Origin of the sequence: Pseudomonas sp. NA-150, assembly GCF_044336365.1 — a bacterium.
GTDB lineage: Bacteria > Pseudomonadota > Gammaproteobacteria > Pseudomonadales > Pseudomonadaceae > Aquipseudomonas.
In genome coordinates this window covers 556,360-573,694 of sequence record NZ_CP172305.1, presented here as the reverse complement: position 1 = coordinate 573,694, position 17,335 = coordinate 556,360, and the positions used below count along the sequence as shown (strand labels likewise).

Annotated in this window: 15 protein-coding genes; 6 read left to right on the top strand and 9 right to left on the bottom strand. The window is 58.1% G+C overall.

The window, feature by feature from the left end; genetic code table 11:
• Positions 1 to 212 precede the first annotated feature (212 nt).
• Complete coding sequence (locus ACF0H7_RS02805; protein WP_397451295.1) at positions 213 to 4,091, top strand: EAL domain-containing protein; 3,879 nt, start codon at positions 213 to 215, stop codon at positions 4,089 to 4,091.
• A 214-nt stretch (positions 4,092 to 4,305) separates the two neighbouring features.
• On the top strand, positions 4,306 to 5,559 hold the full coding sequence (gene glyA, locus ACF0H7_RS02800; protein WP_397451294.1) for a serine hydroxymethyltransferase: 1,254 nt from the start codon (positions 4,306 to 4,308) through the stop codon (positions 5,557 to 5,559).
• Between the two features lie 155 nt (positions 5,560 to 5,714).
• Here glyA and yjiA read toward each other — a convergent pair whose 3' ends face one another.
• The 3 genes from yjiA to ACF0H7_RS02785 all read right to left on the bottom strand — a co-directional run bounded on the left by yjiA (position 5,715) and on the right by ACF0H7_RS02785 (position 9,093).
• Positions 5,715 to 6,692: a GTPase gene (yjiA, locus tag ACF0H7_RS02795; RefSeq protein WP_397451293.1), complete on the bottom strand. Its 978-nt coding sequence runs from the start codon at positions 6,690 to 6,692 to the stop codon at positions 5,715 to 5,717.
• A gap of 97 nt (positions 6,693 to 6,789) precedes the next feature.
• On the bottom strand, positions 6,790 to 6,987 hold the full coding sequence (locus ACF0H7_RS02790; protein WP_397451292.1) for a YbdD/YjiX family protein: 198 nt from the start codon (positions 6,985 to 6,987) through the stop codon (positions 6,790 to 6,792).
• A gap of 36 nt (positions 6,988 to 7,023) precedes the next feature.
• Positions 7,024 to 9,093, bottom strand: a complete 2,070-nt coding sequence (locus ACF0H7_RS02785; RefSeq protein WP_397451291.1) for a carbon starvation CstA family protein — start codon at positions 9,091 to 9,093, stop codon at positions 7,024 to 7,026.
• Positions 9,094 to 9,298: 205 nt separating this feature from the next.
• Between ACF0H7_RS02785 and ACF0H7_RS02780 the strand changes: the two genes are divergently transcribed.
• Positions 9,299 to 9,667, top strand: coding sequence for a PilZ domain-containing protein (locus ACF0H7_RS02780; RefSeq protein ID WP_397451290.1), 369 nt, complete (start codon positions 9,299 to 9,301; stop codon positions 9,665 to 9,667).
• Positions 9,668 to 9,709: 42 nt separating this feature from the next.
• Here ACF0H7_RS02780 and ACF0H7_RS02775 read toward each other — a convergent pair whose 3' ends face one another.
• Genes ACF0H7_RS02775 through ACF0H7_RS02765 form a run of 3 tightly spaced genes read right to left on the bottom strand, consistent with a single transcriptional unit; the run spans position 9,710 to position 11,446 of the window.
• Entirely contained in the window at positions 9,710 to 10,333 is a 624-nt protein-coding gene (locus ACF0H7_RS02775) for a DUF799 domain-containing protein (protein WP_397453810.1), read from the bottom strand.
• A gap of 36 nt (positions 10,334 to 10,369) precedes the next feature.
• Positions 10,370 to 10,735, bottom strand: a complete 366-nt coding sequence (locus tag ACF0H7_RS02770) for a DUF4810 domain-containing protein (protein ID WP_397451289.1) — start codon at positions 10,733 to 10,735, stop codon at positions 10,370 to 10,372.
• Positions 10,736 to 10,759: 24 nt separating this feature from the next.
• Entirely contained in the window at positions 10,760 to 11,446 is a 687-nt protein-coding gene (locus ACF0H7_RS02765; RefSeq protein ID WP_397451288.1) for a CsgG/HfaB family protein, read from the bottom strand.
• A gap of 382 nt (positions 11,447 to 11,828) precedes the next feature.
• Here ACF0H7_RS02765 and ACF0H7_RS02760 point away from each other — a divergent pair, with 382 nt between their 5' ends.
• Positions 11,829 to 12,629 carry a YkgJ family cysteine cluster protein gene (locus ACF0H7_RS02760; RefSeq protein ID WP_397451287.1) on the top strand — a complete coding sequence of 267 codons (801 nt, stop codon included), beginning with the start codon at positions 11,829 to 11,831 and terminating at the stop codon, positions 12,627 to 12,629.
• A 122-nt stretch (positions 12,630 to 12,751) separates the two neighbouring features.
• Here ACF0H7_RS02760 and radA read toward each other — a convergent pair whose 3' ends face one another.
• On the bottom strand, positions 12,752 to 14,119 hold the full coding sequence (radA, locus tag ACF0H7_RS02755) for a DNA repair protein RadA (RefSeq protein WP_397451286.1): 1,368 nt from the start codon (positions 14,117 to 14,119) through the stop codon (positions 12,752 to 12,754).
• A gap of 195 nt (positions 14,120 to 14,314) precedes the next feature.
• On the opposite strand from radA, the gene mscL reads away from it, so the two are divergent.
• A complete protein-coding gene (gene mscL / locus ACF0H7_RS02750; RefSeq protein WP_397451285.1) occupies positions 14,315 to 14,764 on the top strand; it encodes a large-conductance mechanosensitive channel protein MscL in 450 nt (149 codons plus the stop codon).
• 46 nt (positions 14,765 to 14,810) lie between these two features.
• Here the strand turns inward: mscL and ACF0H7_RS02745 are convergent, their stop codons facing one another.
• The gene (locus tag ACF0H7_RS02745; RefSeq protein WP_397451284.1) at positions 14,811 to 15,587 is read right to left on the bottom strand and encodes a ferredoxin--NADP reductase; all 777 of its coding nucleotides are present in this window, start codon (positions 15,585 to 15,587) and stop codon (positions 14,811 to 14,813) included.
• 87 nt (positions 15,588 to 15,674) lie between these two features.
• A complete protein-coding gene (locus ACF0H7_RS02740; RefSeq protein ID WP_397451283.1) occupies positions 15,675 to 16,289 on the bottom strand; it encodes an acyl-homoserine-lactone synthase in 615 nt (204 codons plus the stop codon).
• 228 nt (positions 16,290 to 16,517) lie between these two features.
• Here ACF0H7_RS02740 and ACF0H7_RS02735 point away from each other — a divergent pair, with 228 nt between their 5' ends.
• Complete coding sequence (locus tag ACF0H7_RS02735; RefSeq protein WP_397451282.1) at positions 16,518 to 17,228, top strand: autoinducer binding domain-containing protein; 711 nt, start codon at positions 16,518 to 16,520, stop codon at positions 17,226 to 17,228.
• Positions 17,229 to 17,335 lie beyond the last annotated feature (107 nt).

Genomic DNA, 17,335 nt, shown 5'->3' with positions numbered 1-17,335 from the left:
CAATGCTTACTTAACAGTGCAGTCACTATTATGAGAAACGGACGACACAGTGCATCGGGCAAAGCTACCCGAATGCACCCTACAGGGCAAACCGTCCGGCTCAATGGGGCTGGCACTTAGCCACATATCAAGGCATGCTAGCCGCCCTTTGGGCGTCCAGCTTATAGTGCGTTTCGCATTCGGTGCTTCAGTCCAGTCGCCAGGATTAACGCTTGCCCACATCATTGCCTCCTTCTTCACTGCGCAGCCCCACGGACGCGCCTCCAGCGCCTCTGCGCGGCACATTGAAAGGTGCACTCGCGGCGCTGGTACTGCTGATGCTTGTGCTGCTGTTCTGGCAACTGATGGATCAATTCCAGCAGACCCAGGACCGTGAGCGCCAGCGCAGCTTTGATTACAGCTCGTTACTGGCCGATCGCTTGAGCCTGAACATGGCACTCAATGCGCAAATGGCCCTCAACCTGCTGGCCGGCCCGCAGCAAGACTCACTGACCGATAATCAACAGGCGCTGGCACTCGAAAAGCTACGTGTGACCCTGCCCTCGCTGCGCAGCGTTGTCTGGTTGAGTGCGGCTGGCGACATCATCAAAGACAGCGCCGGCAGCAGTAACATGCCCGACGGCGAGGCTGTGTTTCTCAAACACTTGATGCTGCGTGCTCAGGCCCGCCCTTATTACTTCGCCAACACCGATGACGGCTCGCAGCTCTATCTGCTGGTGCGCCAACCCGGTGAAACAGCCAAAAGCTTTTGGGCGTTACGCCTGGCGCCCGAGCTGCTGAGCATCCTCACCCGGCAGACCGCGCAGGACTACCATCCCAAGTGGCAGCTGGAAAATCATCTGACGCAAAAAATCCTGTTCCGCGATGAGGCCAGCGCTGCGAAAGCTGCCGCCACTGAGGCTCTCGAGTCCCGACCGGGTGACGTCAAAAGTGTGCTGCTGTCGCCGCTGACGAACAGTGACTGGCAATTGCGCGGGCTGTTCGACGCCGGCAAGGCGCGCCGCGACCTGCTGCCGGCGCTGATCGGCAAGTGCCTGATCGGCTTGCTGTGCTCTCTGATTCCGCTGCTGGCCCTTGCCAGCCTGCGTCGTCGACAAAAAGAGTTGCTGGAAAGCAAACGCCGCTACCAAGACATTTTCGACGGCACCAAAGTCGCGCTCTGCGTCCTCAACCTGTCTGGGCTTCCGGCGCTGTTGGACAAGCGTCAATTGCACAGCGGCGCAGACCTGGATCGCCTGCTGGCCACGCATCCGGAACACTGCAACGAATTGCTGCAGCAACTGCGATTTACCGAGGTCAACCAGATTGCGCTTGATCTGCTGAAGGTTGAGTCCAATGCCCACGCGTGGGTGAAACTGATCAAGGGTGATAGCCGCAGCCAACAAGGCATCGGCCTGCAAATGATCCGCGCGGTACTGGATCGGCAAGAGCAGCTTGAATTGGAAATCCAGCTTTCCAATCCACCACAAAGCGATGATCAGCACTTGTGGCTGGTCATGCGTGTGCCGCAACAGCCGGCCGACTATTCGGCGGTGATTCTCAGCATCAGCGATATCAGCAGCCGCAAGTTGGTCGAACTGTCATTGCTCGAACGTGAAAGTTTCTGGTCCGACGTCGTGCGTACAGTACCGGATCACCTGTACGTGCAGGACGTACTCAGCCAACGGATGATCTACAGCAACCACCACCTGGGGCATACGCTGGGCTACAGCAAAGCCGAACTGCACGAGATGGGTGAATACTTCTGGGAGATTCTGCTGCACCCGGACGACGCCGAGCATTATCACGACCTGCGCCTGCAACAGCGTCAGCAGGGGTACATCGAACTGCTGCAATGCCAATTACGCTTTCGTGACCGCAATCAAAACTGGCGGCGCTTCGATATCCGCGAACAGGCCCTGGCGCCCGATAAACACAACCACGTCACGCGGATTATCGGCGTGGCCAAGGACATCACCGAGCAACTCGAAGCCAGTGAGTCGTTGCGCGACAGCGAGCAACGCTATCGGATGCTCGCGGAAAGCATTAGCGATGTGATTTTCTCCACCGACAGCCAGCTCACGCCCAACTATGTAAGCCCCTCGGTGCAAGCCGTACTGGGCTACAGCGCCGAGTGGATTCTTGATAACGGCTGGCAATCGACCATCGCCAACCCGCAGCAACTGGTCGGCATGTACTCGCTGCTCGACCGTGTCACCAAGGCCCTGGGCACGCCCGAAGCGATGGCGGCCCTGCGCGCCAACCTGCCGACCCGACTGTTCCTGTTCGACTGCCTGCGGGCGGATGGGCGCAAGATCCCGATTGAGTTGCGTCTGGTGCTGGTGTGGGACGAGCACGGCACCTTCGAAGGCATTCTTGGCGTCGGCCGCGACATCAGCCAGCAGCGCCGTGCCGAGAAAGACCTGCGCATGGCGGCAACCGTATTCGAGCACTCGACCTCGGCCATTCTGATCACCGACCCGGCGGGCTACATCGTCCAGGCCAACGACGCCTTCAGCCGCGTCAGTGGTTATGCGGTGTCGCAGGTTCTCGACCAATTGCCGACCATGCTCACCGTCGACGATCAGCAAGAAGCCCATCTGCGCTACATCCTCAAACAACTGCACCAACGTGGCAGTTGGGAGGGCGAGGTGTGGCTCAAACGCCGTAGCGGCGAGCACTATCCGGCATGGGTCGGCATCACGGCGGTGTTCGACGACGAAGGCGACCTTGCCAGTTACGTGTGTTTCTTCAGTGACATCAGCGAGCGCAAGGCCAGTGAGCAACGCATTCACCGCCTCGCGTATTACGATGCCCTGACGCACCTGCCGAACCGCACACTGTTCCAGGATCGCCTGCACAGCGCGCTGCAACAGGCCGAGCGCCAGCAGGCGTGGGTGGTGCTGATGTTCCTCGACCTGGACCGTTTCAAGCCGATCAACGACTCCCTGGGCCACGCCGCCGGCGACCGTATGCTTCAGGAAATGGCCACACGCCTGTTGGGTTGTGTTGCCGATGACGACACCGTGGCGCGCATGGGTGGCGACGAGTTCACCCTGTTGCTGCAACCGGGCGCCAACCGTCAGCTTGCGTTGAACCGCGCTATCCATGTTGCCGAACAGATTCTCGGCAGTCTGGTGAAGCCGTTCGTGCTTGAAGGCCGCGAGTTCTTCGTCACCGCCAGTATCGGCATTGCCCTCAGCCCGCAAGACGGCAATGAGTTGAGCCAACTGATGAAAAACGCCGACACGGCGATGTATCACGCCAAAGAGCGCGGCAAAAACAACTTCCAGTTCTATCAGGCCGACATGAACGCCAGCGCCCTTGAGCGTCTGGAACTGGAAAGCGATCTGCGCCACGCCCTTGAGCAGCAAGAGTTTACGTTGTACTACCAGCCGCAATTCAGTGGTGACGGCAAACGCCTGACCGGTGCTGAAGCCCTGCTGCGCTGGCGTCATCCGCGCCGTGGCCTGGTGCCACCGGTCGAGTTCATCCCGGTGCTGGAAGAGCTCGGTCTGGTTGTGGAAGTCGGCGACTGGGTGCTGGCCGAAGCCTGCCGTCAGCTCAAGAGCTGGCATCAAGCCAAGGTTCGCGTGCCGAAAATTTCGGTGAACATCTCCGCCCGTCAGTTCTCCGATGGCCAGCTGGGCACGCGCATCGCCACCATCCTCAACGAAACAGGCCTGCCGCCAGCGTGCCTCGAACTGGAACTGACCGAAAGTATTCTGATGCGTGAAGTCAACGAAGCCATGCATATCCTCGACGGCCTGAAATGCCTGGGCTTGAGCATCGCCGTGGACGACTTCGGCACCGGCTATTCGTCGCTCAACTACCTCAAGCAGTTCCCGATCGACGTGCTGAAAATCGACCGCACCTTCGTCGATGGCTTGCCGTCCGGCGAGCAGGATGCGCAGATTGCCCGCGCCATCATCGCCATGGCCCACAGCCTCAACCTCGCGGTGATCGCCGAGGGCGTGGAGACTCACGAGCAGCTTGAGTTTTTGAGAGAGCACGGCTGCGACGAGGTCCAGGGCTACCTGTTCGGCCGCCCGATGCCGCCCGCGCGATTTGAAGCGCAATTCAGCAATGATGCGCTGTTCATGTTTGATTGATTACGCCTTCTCTGTAGGAGCGGGCTTGCCCGCGATAAGGTCCGCAGGACCTTCAATTCATCATTTTGCGACTGCTGCGCAGCCGATCGCGGGCAAGCCCGCTCCTACATAAGTGAAAACCACTTGTCCCCTGCATGACTGGCTTTCATATGCCAGATAAAACCCTATGGGTTAGAATGCCCTCCTTTTCTGCCCCCGATCCTTGAGGACCGCCATGTTCAGCCGTGATTTGACTCTCGCCAAGTACGACTCCGATCTCTTTGCCGCGATGGAGCAAGAAGCTCAGCGCCAGGAAGAACACATCGAGCTGATCGCTTCGGAAAACTACACCAGCCCAGCGGTGATGGAAGCCCAGGGTTCGGTGTTGACCAACAAGTACGCCGAAGGTTATCCAGGCAAGCGTTACTACGGCGGTTGCGAATACGTCGACGTGGTTGAGCAACTGGCCATCGACCGTGCCAAGCAACTGTTCGGCGCCGATTACGCCAACGTCCAGCCACACGCAGGTTCCCAGGCCAACAGCGCTGTTTACCTGGCCCTGCTGCAAGCCGGCGACACCATTCTGGGCATGAGCCTGGCTCACGGCGGTCACCTGACCCACGGTGCCAGCGTCAGCTCGTCGGGCAAGCTGTATAACGCCGTGCAGTACGGCATCGACGGCAACGGCCTGATCGACTACGACGAAGTCGAGCGTCTGGCAGTCGAGCACAAGCCAAAAATGATCGTGGCGGGATTCTCCGCTTATTCGCAAGTGCTGGACTTCCCGCGCTTCCGCGAAATCGCTGACAAGGTGGGCGCTTACCTGTTCGTCGACATGGCTCACGTAGCCGGTCTGGTCGCTGCAGGCGTTTACCCGAATCCGGTTCCGTTCGCTGACGTGGTCACCACCACCACGCACAAAACCCTGCGCGGTCCCCGCGGCGGCCTGATCCTGGCCAAAGCCAACGCCGACATCGAGAAGAAGCTGAACTCGGCTGTGTTCCCAGGCGCACAAGGTGGCCCACTGGAGCACGTGATCGCCGCCAAGGCCGTCTGCTTCAAAGAAGCCCTGCAGCCTGAGTTCAAGACTTACCAGCAGCAAGTCGTGAAGAACGCCAAGGCCATGGCCGGCGTGTTCATCGAACGCGGCTTTGACGTGGTCTCCGGCGGTACCGAGAACCACCTGTTTCTGCTGTCGCTGATCAAACAGGAAATCTCCGGTAAAGACGCCGACGCCGCCTTGGGTCGCGCGTTCATCACCGTGAACAAAAACTCCGTGCCAAACGACCCACGCTCCCCGTTCGTCACCTCCGGCCTGCGCTTCGGCACCCCGGCAGTGACCACTCGCGGCTTCAAAGAAGCAGAGTGCAAGGAACTGGCTGGCTGGATCTGCGACATCCTGGCTGACCTGAACAACGAAGCGGTGATCGACGCCGTTCGTGCGAAAGTCAAAACCATCTGCGCGAAACTGCCGGTGTACGGCAAGTAATTCGTACAGTAATGAAAAAGCCCGGCTCTTGAGCCGGGCTTTTTATTGCTTGCGATGAAGACCTGTAGCAGCTGCCGAAGGCTGCGATTGGCCTGATGACGCGAACGCCGTTCCGGCCTTATCGCAGCCTGCGGCAGCTCCTACAGAGATTTCTGTCACATTGCGACTTTGGCAAACCCCGCCCGAATCTTTTCTTCCGGCAACTCATCGGCAATAAACACGATCACGCTTTCGCGCTTCTCGCCTTCTGCCCACTCCGCGTCGAAATCAAATCCGTAGAGTTTCAACACGCCTTGAAACACCAGTTTTCGGTCTTCCCCAGCAATGTTGAGCACGCCTTTGTAGCGCAGCAGTTGTTTGCCGTGGTCTTCCAGCAGTTCGTTCATGAACTCGCTGAGCTTATCCAGATCCAGTGGTTTGTCACTGCGCAGGACCAGACTGCTGATGCGGTCGATGGAGCGTCCGCTCGGCGCCAGTGGGCGCAGGGTCATGCCAGCGCCTAGGTCGGCGTTGAGGTTGAAGCCGCGCACGTCCAGCAGTTCGGCGAGGTCGATCTTGCCGTGATCGACGGTACGGATAGCGGCGCGGCGGTTGATGCGGGTCAGACGCTCGCTGAGGGCGTCAAAGGCTGCGTCGTCCACCAGATCTCGCTTGCTTATCAGCAAGCGATCAGCAAACCCGATTTGCGCCTGGGCGATGGTCTGAGTCAGGTGCTGATCCGCGTGCGCAGCGTCCACCAAGGTGATGATGCCGTCGAGAATGTAGCGTTCGCGCAGCTCTTCATCGATGAAGAAGGTTTGCGCCACGGGAGCTGGATCGGCCAGGCCCGTGCATTCGATCACCAGACGGTCGAAGGCGATTTCACCGCTGTCGAGCCGCTCCAGCAGCAGAAACAGTGCTTTGGTCAGGTCCGTATGGATGGTGCAGCACACGCAGCCGTTGGACAGGGTCATCACCTGTACCGGCTCCGCGCCGAGCAATTGAGTGTCGATGCCAGCGTCGCTGAATTCGTTTTCGATGACGGCGATTTTCAAGCCATGCTCGGCCTTGAGCAGATGACGCAGCAAGGTGGTCTTGCCCGCACCGAGAAAGCCACTGAGGACCGTGACCGGGATGGGTTGCGAAACAGTCATGCGTACTCCTGCCGTTGAAACAAAAAAGGTTCACCAATAAAAACGCGCCACGACAGTGCGTGACGCGTTGAGTCAATCAAGCCCGCCGATCAATGGATCAGCAACACTTCGGCCCGCCCTTGCCGCCGTAACGCTTTTCCTGACGCTCACGAAAGAACGCTTCGTAGGTCATGACCGGCTTGTCCGGGTGGGTCTTCTGCATGTGCTCGACGTAGTTGTCGAAGTCGGGCATGCCCACCATCAGGCGCGCAGCCTGACCGAGGTATTTGCCGAGGCGACTCAGGTCATTGAACATATGCAACTCCTTCCGTAAGGGCCGTTATCAACACACTCATCGTGCACTCGGCAACGCCTGGAATGGCGCTTCCTTGTCAGTCCGGTCTTTGCTGCCCCAGGCCGAAACACCGACCTTGATCGCATAGAACAGGATGGCGAAGACCACGAACAGGAACAGGCCGGTCAACACCGCGTTGGTGTAGGCGTTGAAGATCACATGCTGCATCTGATCAATGTTGGTTGCCGGAGCCACCACCTGACCGGCGGCCAGCGCCGTGCTGTACTTGGTGGCCAAGGCCAGGAAACCAACGGCCGGGCTCGGGTCGAACAGTTTGATATAGCCGGCCATGGTAGTGCACACCAGCAACCAGACTGCTGGCAACAGCGGCACCCAGATGTAGCGTTGGCGTTTCATTTTGATCAGAACCACGGTAGCGAGCATCAGCGCGATACCGGCGAGCATCTGGTTGGAGATACCGAACAGCGGCCACAAGGTGTTGATCCCGCCCAGTGGGTCGATCACGCCTTGGTACAGCAGGTAGCCCCACATCGCCACGCAACCGCCGGTGGCGATCAGGTTGGCGGTCCAGGATTCAGTACGCTTGAGTGACGGCACCATGGTGCCGAGCAAATCTTGCAGCATGAAACGACCGGCACGGGTCCCGGCGTCAACCGCAGTCAGGATGAACAAGGCTTCAAACAGAATGGCGAAGTGATACCAGAAAGCCATGGTGTCTTTGCCTGGCAATACCTGGTGCAGGATCTGCGCAATACCCACCGCCAACGTTGGCGCACCGCCGGCACGCGCCAGAACGGTGGTTTCACCAATGTCCTTGGCCACGGCGATCAGCGTGTCAGGAGTCAGCGCAAAGCCCCAACTGCTGATGGTTTGCGCCACAGCAACCGGATCGGAACCAACAATCGCCGCAGGGCTGTTCATGGCGAAGTACACGCCCGGATCAATAACCGAGGCCGCGACCATCGCCATGATGGCGACGAACGACTCCATTAACATCGCGCCGTAGCCGATGTAACGAGAGTTGGCTTCGTTATCCAGTAGTTTCGGCGTAGTACCCGACGAGATCAGCGCGTGGAAACCCGAGACCGCACCACAGGCGATGGTGATGAACAGGAATGGGAACAGCGCACCTTTCCAGACCGGGCCGGTGCCATCGACGAACTGGGTCAGGGCCGGCATTTTCAATTGAGGCGAAACGATCAGGATGCCAATCGCCAGCGCGATGATGGTGCCGATTTTCAGGAACGTGGACAGGTAGTCACGTGGCGCCAGCAACAGCCAGACTGGCAGTACCGAGGCGACGAAACCGTAGCCGACCAACATCCAGGTGATCTGAATGCCGGTAAAGGTAAACGCCTTTGCCCAGACCGGATCAGCAGCAATCTGCCCACCGAACCAAATCGCCGCCAGCAACAGAATGACCCCGACCAGCGAGATTTCGCCGATGCGCCCCGGACGGATGTAGCGCATGTAAATGCCCATGAACATCGCCACCGGAATCGTCGCCAGCACGGTGAACATGCCCCACGGGCTGCCCGCCAGCGCTTTGACCACAATCAGCGCCAGCACCGCGAGGATGATGATCATGATCAGGAAGCAGCCAAACAGAGCGATTGAACCCGGAATGTTGCCCATTTCCTCACGTACCATTTCGCCCAGCGAGCGGCCGTTGCGACGCGTGGAGAGGAACAGGATCATGAAGTCCTGTACTGCACCGGCGAACACTACACCGGCAATCAGCCACAGCGTGCCGGGCAGATAACCCATCTGCGCTGCGAGCACGGGGCCGACCAACGGGCCTGCACCAGCGATGGCCGCAAAATGGTGACCGAAAAGGATATGTTTGTTGGTCGGCACATAGTCCAGACCGTCGTTATTGATGACCGCCGGCGTGGCGCGGTTAGGGTCCAGTTGCATCACCTTAGTTGCGATAAACAGACTGTAATAACGATAAGCGACCAGATAGATGGCAATGGCTGCAACGACGATCCACAGAGCACTAATCGACTCTCCGCGGCGTAAAGCCACAACACCCAACGCAGCGGCCCCGACAACGGCGAGGACCAACCAGGGAACGTGACGCAGCAGGCTATTATTGTTTTTCATTTTTTTTATTTTCCAGCTGAATGGACTAGAAGAACTGCCCTTCGAGTTTAGACCTGTCAGCGTGAAAGACCACCCCCTTCGATAGTCGAGACCGGGGTTTTGTCAATCCTGGGCAAGGAACACTTTACCCTCAACAAAGAGGAATCAATGCCGATAGGTAGGGGTCTACTTATGACCTATAGTCAGGGCTCCAGAGGGTGAAATCATGACCGAATCACACGCAGATCGCCGACGGTTTAAACGAATCGCCTTCGACGCCAAAACCGAGCTTAGCCAAGGCCAGAATCACTGGTCTGTGCAACTGGTCGACTTGTCACTCAAAGGCCTGCTGATCCAGCGTCCGGAGCCGTGGCACGGCAATCCCGAACTGCCCTTTGAGGTCGATATACAGCTCAGCGACGACGTCGACGTGCGAATGGACGTGCAACTCAGCCATGAGCAGAACGGGCAGTTGGGGTTTGTCTGTTTGCACATCGGTCTGGACTCAATCAGCCATCTTCGGCGTTTGATCGAGTTGAATCTGGGGGATATGCAGGAGTTGGAGCGAGAAATGCGGGCGTTAGTGGAAGGTTGAGGCACAGGCGCAACGCCCGTCCCTCAACCCTCAGCAGGGGATTTAGTCCGTACCGTATTTTGGCGAACGCGGCCCGTAGAGCAGGCCGGCGTTATGCCCGGCAGACAGCAGGCGATTGCTGGCAAGACCGGCAACTGGATGGCTGGCATCCGTGGCAGTGTTGATGATCTGCTTGACCGCCGCTGTAATCAGAATACCGACCAACCCACCGCCACTATTGTTATTGCCTTCGTCGCTGGCGGCAGACGCTGTGCCGGTCCACAGGGCGGCGCCGCTCTTCAAATCCACCAGCTTGGCGCTGACTGTTACCACGGTCTGACTGCCGATCACGATGTACTTGGTGCCGTACTGCGACACCGAAATGTACAGCGCGGCGTCCGCGCCAAAGATCTCGTGCAGCTTCGCGGCCGGTACCTGAGCAATATCATTCGGCGTGGTCAGGCCGTTCTGGCGGAACGTCTCGTCAACCAACGCCACTGGCATCACGTAGTAACCGGCTTCGGCGAGCGGGAAACTAATCTGCGACAACACGCTGTAGGTCGCCTTCACATCCGGCGATTCGTTCACCGGCGGTAACACCACGATGCTGCGCGGCCGGCTTTGTTTAAACGCCGAGTAATCGGTGGTTTTCTTCGCCGCACAGCCTGCGAACAAGGCCAGAACCATGATGCCCACGCACAACTTCAACAACTTCGACATCACTTAGCTTCCCTTCTTCGCGTTTTTCAGCAGGAAATCCATATAGGCCGTGGACTCTGGAAACAGCGTCTTCTCGGTATTGAATTCCTGGACCATCTGATCGTCTCTGCCGGCGCTCAGGTACAGCAGCCCCAGTTGCGCGTGATAACCCGGCGGAGCGAGACGATTCGTCGAGCGAATCTTCTGCAGGTCACCCTCCAGCGCAATGATCTGGGCTTCCTTGGATTCCCCTTCAAAGTACTGATAGACCTGCGGCTCGTAGCCTTCCCACTGATACAACGTCTTCGGCTGCTGAGCGCAACCCGCCAAAAATGCACTGCCCAACGCAACGGCCGTTACGACCCGCAACGACATAAACATCTTGCTCATCAACTTCATCCTTGTTGTCGCAGATTAATGGTTGCCCGGTTTCCAGACACCGCTGTCGAGCGCGTGGACCATGTTGTTCACGGCCTCGCGCATGGCCAGGTCGAGCACCTTGCCGTTCAACGTCGAGTCATAGCTGGCAGTGCCGCCGAAGCCAACAATCTCGCGGTTCGACAGTTCGTACTCACCCGCGCCCTGGGTCGCGTAGACCACTTCAGAGGTGGTGATATTGACGATATTCAGCGCGACCTTGGCGTAAGCCACTTGTGACTTGCCACGACCGAGCAGGCCGAACAATTGATGATCACCCGTTTCTTTGCGGCCAAACTCGGTCACGTCGCCGGTCACAACGTAGTCCGCACCCTTCAAGTGTTGGGCCTGGCCCTTGATTGCCGCTTCCTGCTGAATTTCGCCCATGTTGTCGCGATCAAGCACATTGAAGTGGTTGCTCTGCTGCATATGGGTGATGAGGATGGTCTTGGCCTGGCCCCCAAGACGGTCGACGCCATCAGAGAAAATCCCGCGCATGTAACTTGAGCGGTTGTCGAACTTGCCGACAGCCATCGGCGTACGCGTGCCGTTATAGGCATAACTGGCGCTTTCAACTTGCGCCACCGGCAACGCTCGGGAGCTTTCGGTAGCCGCGCAGCCAGCCAGCAGCCCGAGTGCCACCGGGAGCGCGCCCAGTAACAGCAGTCGTGTGGTGTGTTTCACATGAATCTCCTTGAAGGCCAAATCCGATTCCGGCAATGAGCCGTGGCGGGTAAACAAAACAGCGATTTGAACGGCGTAACAATGCACCGCTGAGGGAAGTGATTCGAGGGCGAATCGACTGCGCAGAACGACATCAACAGGCCATCAGTATCAATATGCCACCAATGGTAAATTGACGTCTTTGTGGCGTCAATTTATTGATTTATTCTATTTTTTTGAAGGTTTCTAACCTATTGAAATCGATAGATTTTTTATGAGGTCTCGGTAGACCAGAAAAACTGCTAGAACCGGTAGTTATCACAATTAATTGAACTCTGCGTAACGGTTTTGTTACGTCACCACGCCTACACTGCTGCGCATTATTTCTTTAGGGCGGCCAGGCATGGCGACCCTCTTTCTAACAATAATTCGAGCAGGCCACTCCGTGACTGACACCCGATTCTCATGCGTTGGATGCGGTAAATGCTGCAATGACCATCATGTTCCGCTCACCCTCAGTGAATCCAGACAATGGGCTGCCGATGGTGGAACGGTCATCGTGTTGGTGGAGGCCTTTCTCGAGAACGGTTATGGCGTGCCGCCTGCGCAGCTGGAACATGCGCAGCGTCGCTCGGTGTTGATCAGCAGTGGCAAAACCCGGGCTTACATCGCCATCACCTTCGCAGCCTACAATTCCGGCCCCTGCCATAACCTGCGGGCGGACGACCTGTGCGGCATCTACGAAAGACGCCCGTTGGTGTGTCGCATCTATCCGATGGAAATCAACCCCCATATCCCACTGCGACCTGCCGCCAAAGACTGCCCTCCCCACGCGTGGGAAGAAGGCCCGGAGCTGATCATCGGCAGTCAATTGGTCGACCTTGAACTCAAGGACCTGATCGACCGCTCACGCCAGGCCGACCGCGAAGACATCGCCGCTAAAGAAGCCATCTGCGCGCTGCTGGGAATACGGACCACCGCGTTGAAAGGCGACGGCTTTGCGACTTACCTGCCTGATATGTCTGCGTTTGCCGAGGCGGCGCGGCTGATTTGCGAACAGAAAGCCGAAGCGGGAGATGTCGGGGATTGGGGGTTTCAGCTGTCAAACGAGATCGTTGCGGGTCAGCTCCTGAGCGAAGGCGCAAGAACGGTTCAGGGCGGGGTGGGGGCCTACACGTTTATCCCGTTGCAGCAGGTGGGATGACCACTTTTTTGTAGGCGATCCCCACCCGTAGCAGCCCGGCTTGCCGGCGATAGCGATTTTACGTGCGTCGACGCCGGAAAACCGAACTGCTATGAGGCAATGACTTCGATATCAATCGCTACTTACTCAAACAACGCATCCAACGCCTGTTCCAGCCTGGTCACCGCAATAATCTGCAAACCCGCAGGCGCCTCTTTCGGCGCGTTGCCTTTAGGCACGATGGCCCGTTTAAAACCATGTTTCGCCGCTTCTTTCAGGCGTTCCTGGCCACTAGGGACCGGGCGTACCTCACCCGATAGGCCGACCTCGCCAAACACCAGCAAGTCGTGGGGCAATGGGCGGTTGCGCAAGCTGGACATGACGGCGGCCATCAGCGCGAGATCGGAGGCGGTTTCGAGGACTTTCACCCCGCCGACCACGTTCAGAAACACGTCCTGATCATGGGTCGGAATACCGCCATGTCGATGCAGGACAGCCAGTAGCATTGCCAACCGATTCTGATCCAAGCCCAGCGTCACTCGACGCGGATTAGCCAGATGGCTGTCATCCACCAATGCCTGAACTTCAACCAGCATTGGCCGAGTCCCTTCCCACGTCGCCATCACCACACTGCCCGGGACTTCTTCCTGGGCTCGAGTCAGAAAAATCGCCGAGGGGTTGGAGACTTCTTTCAGGCCTTTGTCGGTCATGCCGAACACGCCCAACTCGTTGACCGCACCGAAGCGGTTTTTCACAGCACGCAACAAGCGCAGACGGCCGTCGGATTCACCTTCGAAATACAGCACGGTGTCGACCATGTGCTCAAGCACGCGCGGCCCCGCCAGTGCGCCTTCCTTGGTGACGTGGCCGACCAGGAAGATCGCCGTGCCGCTTTGCTTGGCATAGCGCACCAGCAAGGCGGCACTTTCGCGCACTTGCGAGACACCGCCCGGCGCCGATTGCAGTTGTTCGGTGAAGATGGTCTGGATCGAGTCGATCACCATGACCCTAGGTCTCTCGACCTTTGCCGTGGCGATGATGGTTTCAATACAGGTCTCGGTCATCACCCGAAGTTTGTCCTGCGGCAATCCCAGACGCCGGGCGCGCATGGCGACCTGCTGTTGCGATTCTTCACCGGTGACATACAGCGCTGACATTTGCTCCGCCAGGGCGCACAGGGTTTGCAGCAGAATGGTGGATTTACCGATGCCGGGATCACCGCCAATCAGCACCACCGAGCCATCCACCAGACCACCGCCCAACACGCGATCCAGCTCAGTGGAGTTGGTGGTGAAGCGCGGGACTTCCTCGACGCTGACTTCGGCCAGGGTCCTGATCTGCGCTTGCTGCCCGGTCCAGCCGGTACGGCCGCTGGGCGCGGCAGCGGCACCACTTTCCAACATGGTTTCGACCAGGGTGTTCCAGGCGTTACATTCACTGCACTGCCCTGCCCATTTCGGAAAAGTCGCACCGCACTCGGTACAGCCGTACATGCGCTTAGCCTTGGCCATAACCACCCCAGTCTTAAAAGGGGGCAATCATAACGTAGGTTGGTGCGGCTGCGAGGCTGAACGCGGCGAGCGGCAGAATAGACAGCTTGATAAAACTTAACGCGCCAGCATGGGTCGATTGACTGGTCTCAAAGCGCAATCGCTATAGCTGAATTACACTGCCCTGATCCACTCATCTGTAACAAGGAATAACCTATGAGCGTACTAAGCGAGTTCAAGGCCTTCGCCGTCAAAGGCAACGTGGTCGACATGGCTGTCGGTATCATCATTGGCGCGGCCTTCGGAAAAATCGTTTCGTCGTTCGTCGGCGACGTGATCATGCCGCCCATAGGGCTGTTGATCGGTGGCGTGGATTTCGCAGACCTGAACGTCGTCCTGCGCCCCGCCCAAGGCGCTGTGCCTGCCGTGTTGCTGTCGTATGGCAAGTTCATTCAGTCGATCATCGACTTCATCATCATCGCGTTCGCGATTTTTATGGGCGTCAAAGCGATCAATAAACTGAAGCGTGAGGAGGCAGTAGCCCCAACCCTGCCACCGGCACCGACGCCGGAAGAGCTGTTGCTGACCGAGATTCGTGACCTGTTGAAGGTTCAGAACGGCAAGAACCTGGAAAGCCTGGCAGCAGACCCGACCCGACTGGGATGATCCGACGGTGACGATTGGCCTGACGTGGTGTGTCAGGTCTGTCGCCTTACCAATAATTCTCCACCGCCACCTGCCCCGGTTTGCGACTCAGGCTTAGCCGCAGCTCGCGTCGTTTGAGCAGTGCGCGAGTGTCATCAATCATCTGTGGATTGCCGCAGATCATGACCCGAGAGTGTTCCGGGCTGATCTCCAGCCCCGCAGCCTGCTCGAGCTCGCCGCTGTCAATCAACTGAGTGATGCGTCCTGTGAGTGCGCCCGGATGCTGCTCGCGAGTGACCGTCGGCAGATACAGCAATTTATGAGCGTGTTCGGCCAAGTAATCGCGCTCGGCCAAGCCTGCTATCAACGCCTGATAGGCCAGCTCCTTCGCCTCGCGAGCGCTGTAAACCAAAACGATGCGCTCGAATTTTTCCCACACCTCAAAGTCCTGCAGGATCGACAGGAACGGCGCGACGCCAGTCCCTGTGGACAACAACCACAGATCACGCCCATCGACAAAACGATCCAGCGTCAGGTAGCCAAAGGCCTGGCGATCGACCAGCAGTGTGTCGCCTTCGCGCAGTCGACTCAGCTCACTGGTGAACTCGCCGTCGGGCACCACGATGGAGAAGAACTCCAGAAATTCGTCATAAGGCGATGACACCATGGAGTACGCCCGCCATACGACACTGCCGTCAGCCTTGGTCACGCCCAACCGTGCGAACTGCCCTGCCTGGAAGCGAAAGCCTGGGTCGCGCGTGGTGCGCAAGGTGAACAAGCTCGGCGTCAGCGGTGTGACATCGAGCAGGGTCTGGCGCGTGAATTTCTCTGCGCTGGCGGTCATGGGCGCTCCTGTCGCAATGAAAAGATGCGCTCAGTGTCCCGCAAAGTGATGTCGATAAACACCGCCGGTTTGTAGTGGCATAGCGGCTCACGCCCACTGACCAGGGTGCAATTGGTCACCCACATGCCGGTTTTTCCAGGTCGCAGACGGCTGCGTATCGATTCGACACGCCATCAGGCGATGCCCGTTAACCACCTGCACAGTCCCGGTCCTGCGCGCCTGAAAGCCGGCTCGATGGAGCAACGTCTCGACTCCGACCGGGCTCACCGCGACCAGTTGCCTGACCTCATGCTCGGCGGCGTAGTGCAGCGCCGCCTGCAGCAGTTCGACCGCCAGCGGTGCAGAAAACGGATCGACGCGCAGCGCACCGCCATGACGCAGGTCCAGCGCGGCAAAACGTGACAGTTCCCAGACATCCGCAGCGCCAGGCAATTCATCGCCCTTCATAAGTTGCGGAAAAATCGTACTCAGCAGATAAGGCCGGGTGGTGGGCAGCAAGCGAGCGCAGCCGACGATCGACCCGCTGTCATCCTGGGCAATCAGGTAAACAGTATGGACCGAGTCGAACTGATCCAGCTCCAGGCCGCTGTCTTGTGCCAGATCCCAGCCCAATAGCTCGATGAAGACCTTGCGCCGATAATGACCCAAGGCAATGAACAGTTCGGACGGTATGTGCGAGAGGGTGTACGCACTGATGCGCATGGCGATCTTCCTTGAATGAATGACGAATTCCGATTCGTTTAAAGCGCGGGTACTTCGTCAAAAAATAAAGCATCGCGACGGCTTGAGCCAGCCCACACCTAGAGCATTTCACTCTTTGGCTTATAGCAACAAACCCTGTCATGCGTCTGATTAAGGCCTTGGGGACCTTTGCTCAAGGAGGCACTTCTCTATACTGACTCAGACCTATTTCGAGTACGGACGCTCGCCATGGAAAACTGGAAAGCCGATCAACTACAGGAATTAATGCTGATCAAAGACGAGCAACTTCTCTATCAAAACGCACTGGGACTTATCGTCCACCTGGGTTTCGACTACTGCTCATTCGGTATTCGCACCCAACTGTCGATGCCTCGCCCTCGCCTGATCATGCACAGTAACTACCCGGATCAATGGCAAGCCGAGTACCAGGCGCAGCACTACCTCGACATTGACCCCAGCGTAAAACGTTGTCACTGCTCGGTTTTGCCGGTGTTGTGGTCCGATGAGTTGTTCGCCGACACGCCGGAGTTCTGGGAGCACGCACGCTCGTATGGGTTGCGCCAAGGCTGGGCGCAGTCGACCCACGATAGCCGCGGTGTCGAAAGCATGCTGACCCTGGCCCGCAGCCATGAAGTCATTTCCTCGGTCGAATATTTTGAAAAAGCCGCGCAGATCCTGTGGTTGTGCAACCTGCTGCATGCCTTGATGGCTGAGCGCTTATTGAGCGAAGTGACGCCAGTGCAGCGTGCGCCGCTGTCGAACAGAGAAACCGAAGTCCTCAAATGGTCGGCCGAGGGCAAGACCGCAGAGGACATCGGCACCATCCTCAATTTGAAAGAGCGCACGATCAATTTTCATATCGGCAATGCGATCAGAAAAACCGGCGCGACCAATAAAACCTCGGCCGTGGTCCAGGCCATCTTGAGTGGCGCGCTCTGAAGGCCGCGTACGGAAAAGCAGCAGCAGAGGCGCAAAAGCACGTAAAATCGGCAATCTCTGCGAGTCCCGCATTATCCGAGACTTGCGCAATAAATGCCGAAGCCCAG

Excerpts from the sequence above, each read along its gene's own strand:
- glyA (WP_397451294.1), top strand. The coding sequence starts at position 4,306 with ATGTTCAGCCGTGATTTGACTCTCGCCAAGTACGACTCCGATCTCTTT.
- yjiA (WP_397451293.1), bottom strand. The coding sequence starts at position 6,692 with ATGACTGTTTCGCAACCCATCCCGGTCACGGTCCTCAGTGGCTTTCTC.
- ACF0H7_RS02790 (WP_397451292.1), bottom strand. The coding sequence starts at position 6,987 with ATGTTCAATGACCTGAGTCGCCTCGGCAAATACCTCGGTCAGGCTGCG.
- ACF0H7_RS02785 (WP_397451291.1), bottom strand. The coding sequence starts at position 9,093 with ATGAAAAACAATAATAGCCTGCTGCGTCACGTTCCCTGGTTGGTCCTC.
- ACF0H7_RS02780 (WP_397451290.1), top strand. The coding sequence starts at position 9,299 with ATGACCGAATCACACGCAGATCGCCGACGGTTTAAACGAATCGCCTTC.
- ACF0H7_RS02775 (WP_397453810.1), bottom strand. The coding sequence starts at position 10,333 with ATGGTTCTGGCCTTGTTCGCAGGCTGTGCGGCGAAGAAAACCACCGAT.
- ACF0H7_RS02770 (WP_397451289.1), bottom strand. The coding sequence starts at position 10,735 with ATGAGCAAGATGTTTATGTCGTTGCGGGTCGTAACGGCCGTTGCGTTG.
- ACF0H7_RS02760 (WP_397451287.1), top strand. The coding sequence starts at position 11,829 with ATGGCGACCCTCTTTCTAACAATAATTCGAGCAGGCCACTCCGTGACT.
- radA (WP_397451286.1), bottom strand. The coding sequence starts at position 14,119 with ATGGCCAAGGCTAAGCGCATGTACGGCTGTACCGAGTGCGGTGCGACT.
- mscL (WP_397451285.1), top strand. The coding sequence starts at position 14,315 with ATGAGCGTACTAAGCGAGTTCAAGGCCTTCGCCGTCAAAGGCAACGTG.
- ACF0H7_RS02745 (WP_397451284.1), bottom strand. The coding sequence starts at position 15,587 with ATGACCGCCAGCGCAGAGAAATTCACGCGCCAGACCCTGCTCGATGTC.
- ACF0H7_RS02740 (WP_397451283.1), bottom strand. The coding sequence starts at position 16,289 with ATGCGCATCAGTGCGTACACCCTCTCGCACATACCGTCCGAACTGTTC.
- ACF0H7_RS02735 (WP_397451282.1), top strand. The coding sequence starts at position 16,518 with ATGGAAAACTGGAAAGCCGATCAACTACAGGAATTAATGCTGATCAAA.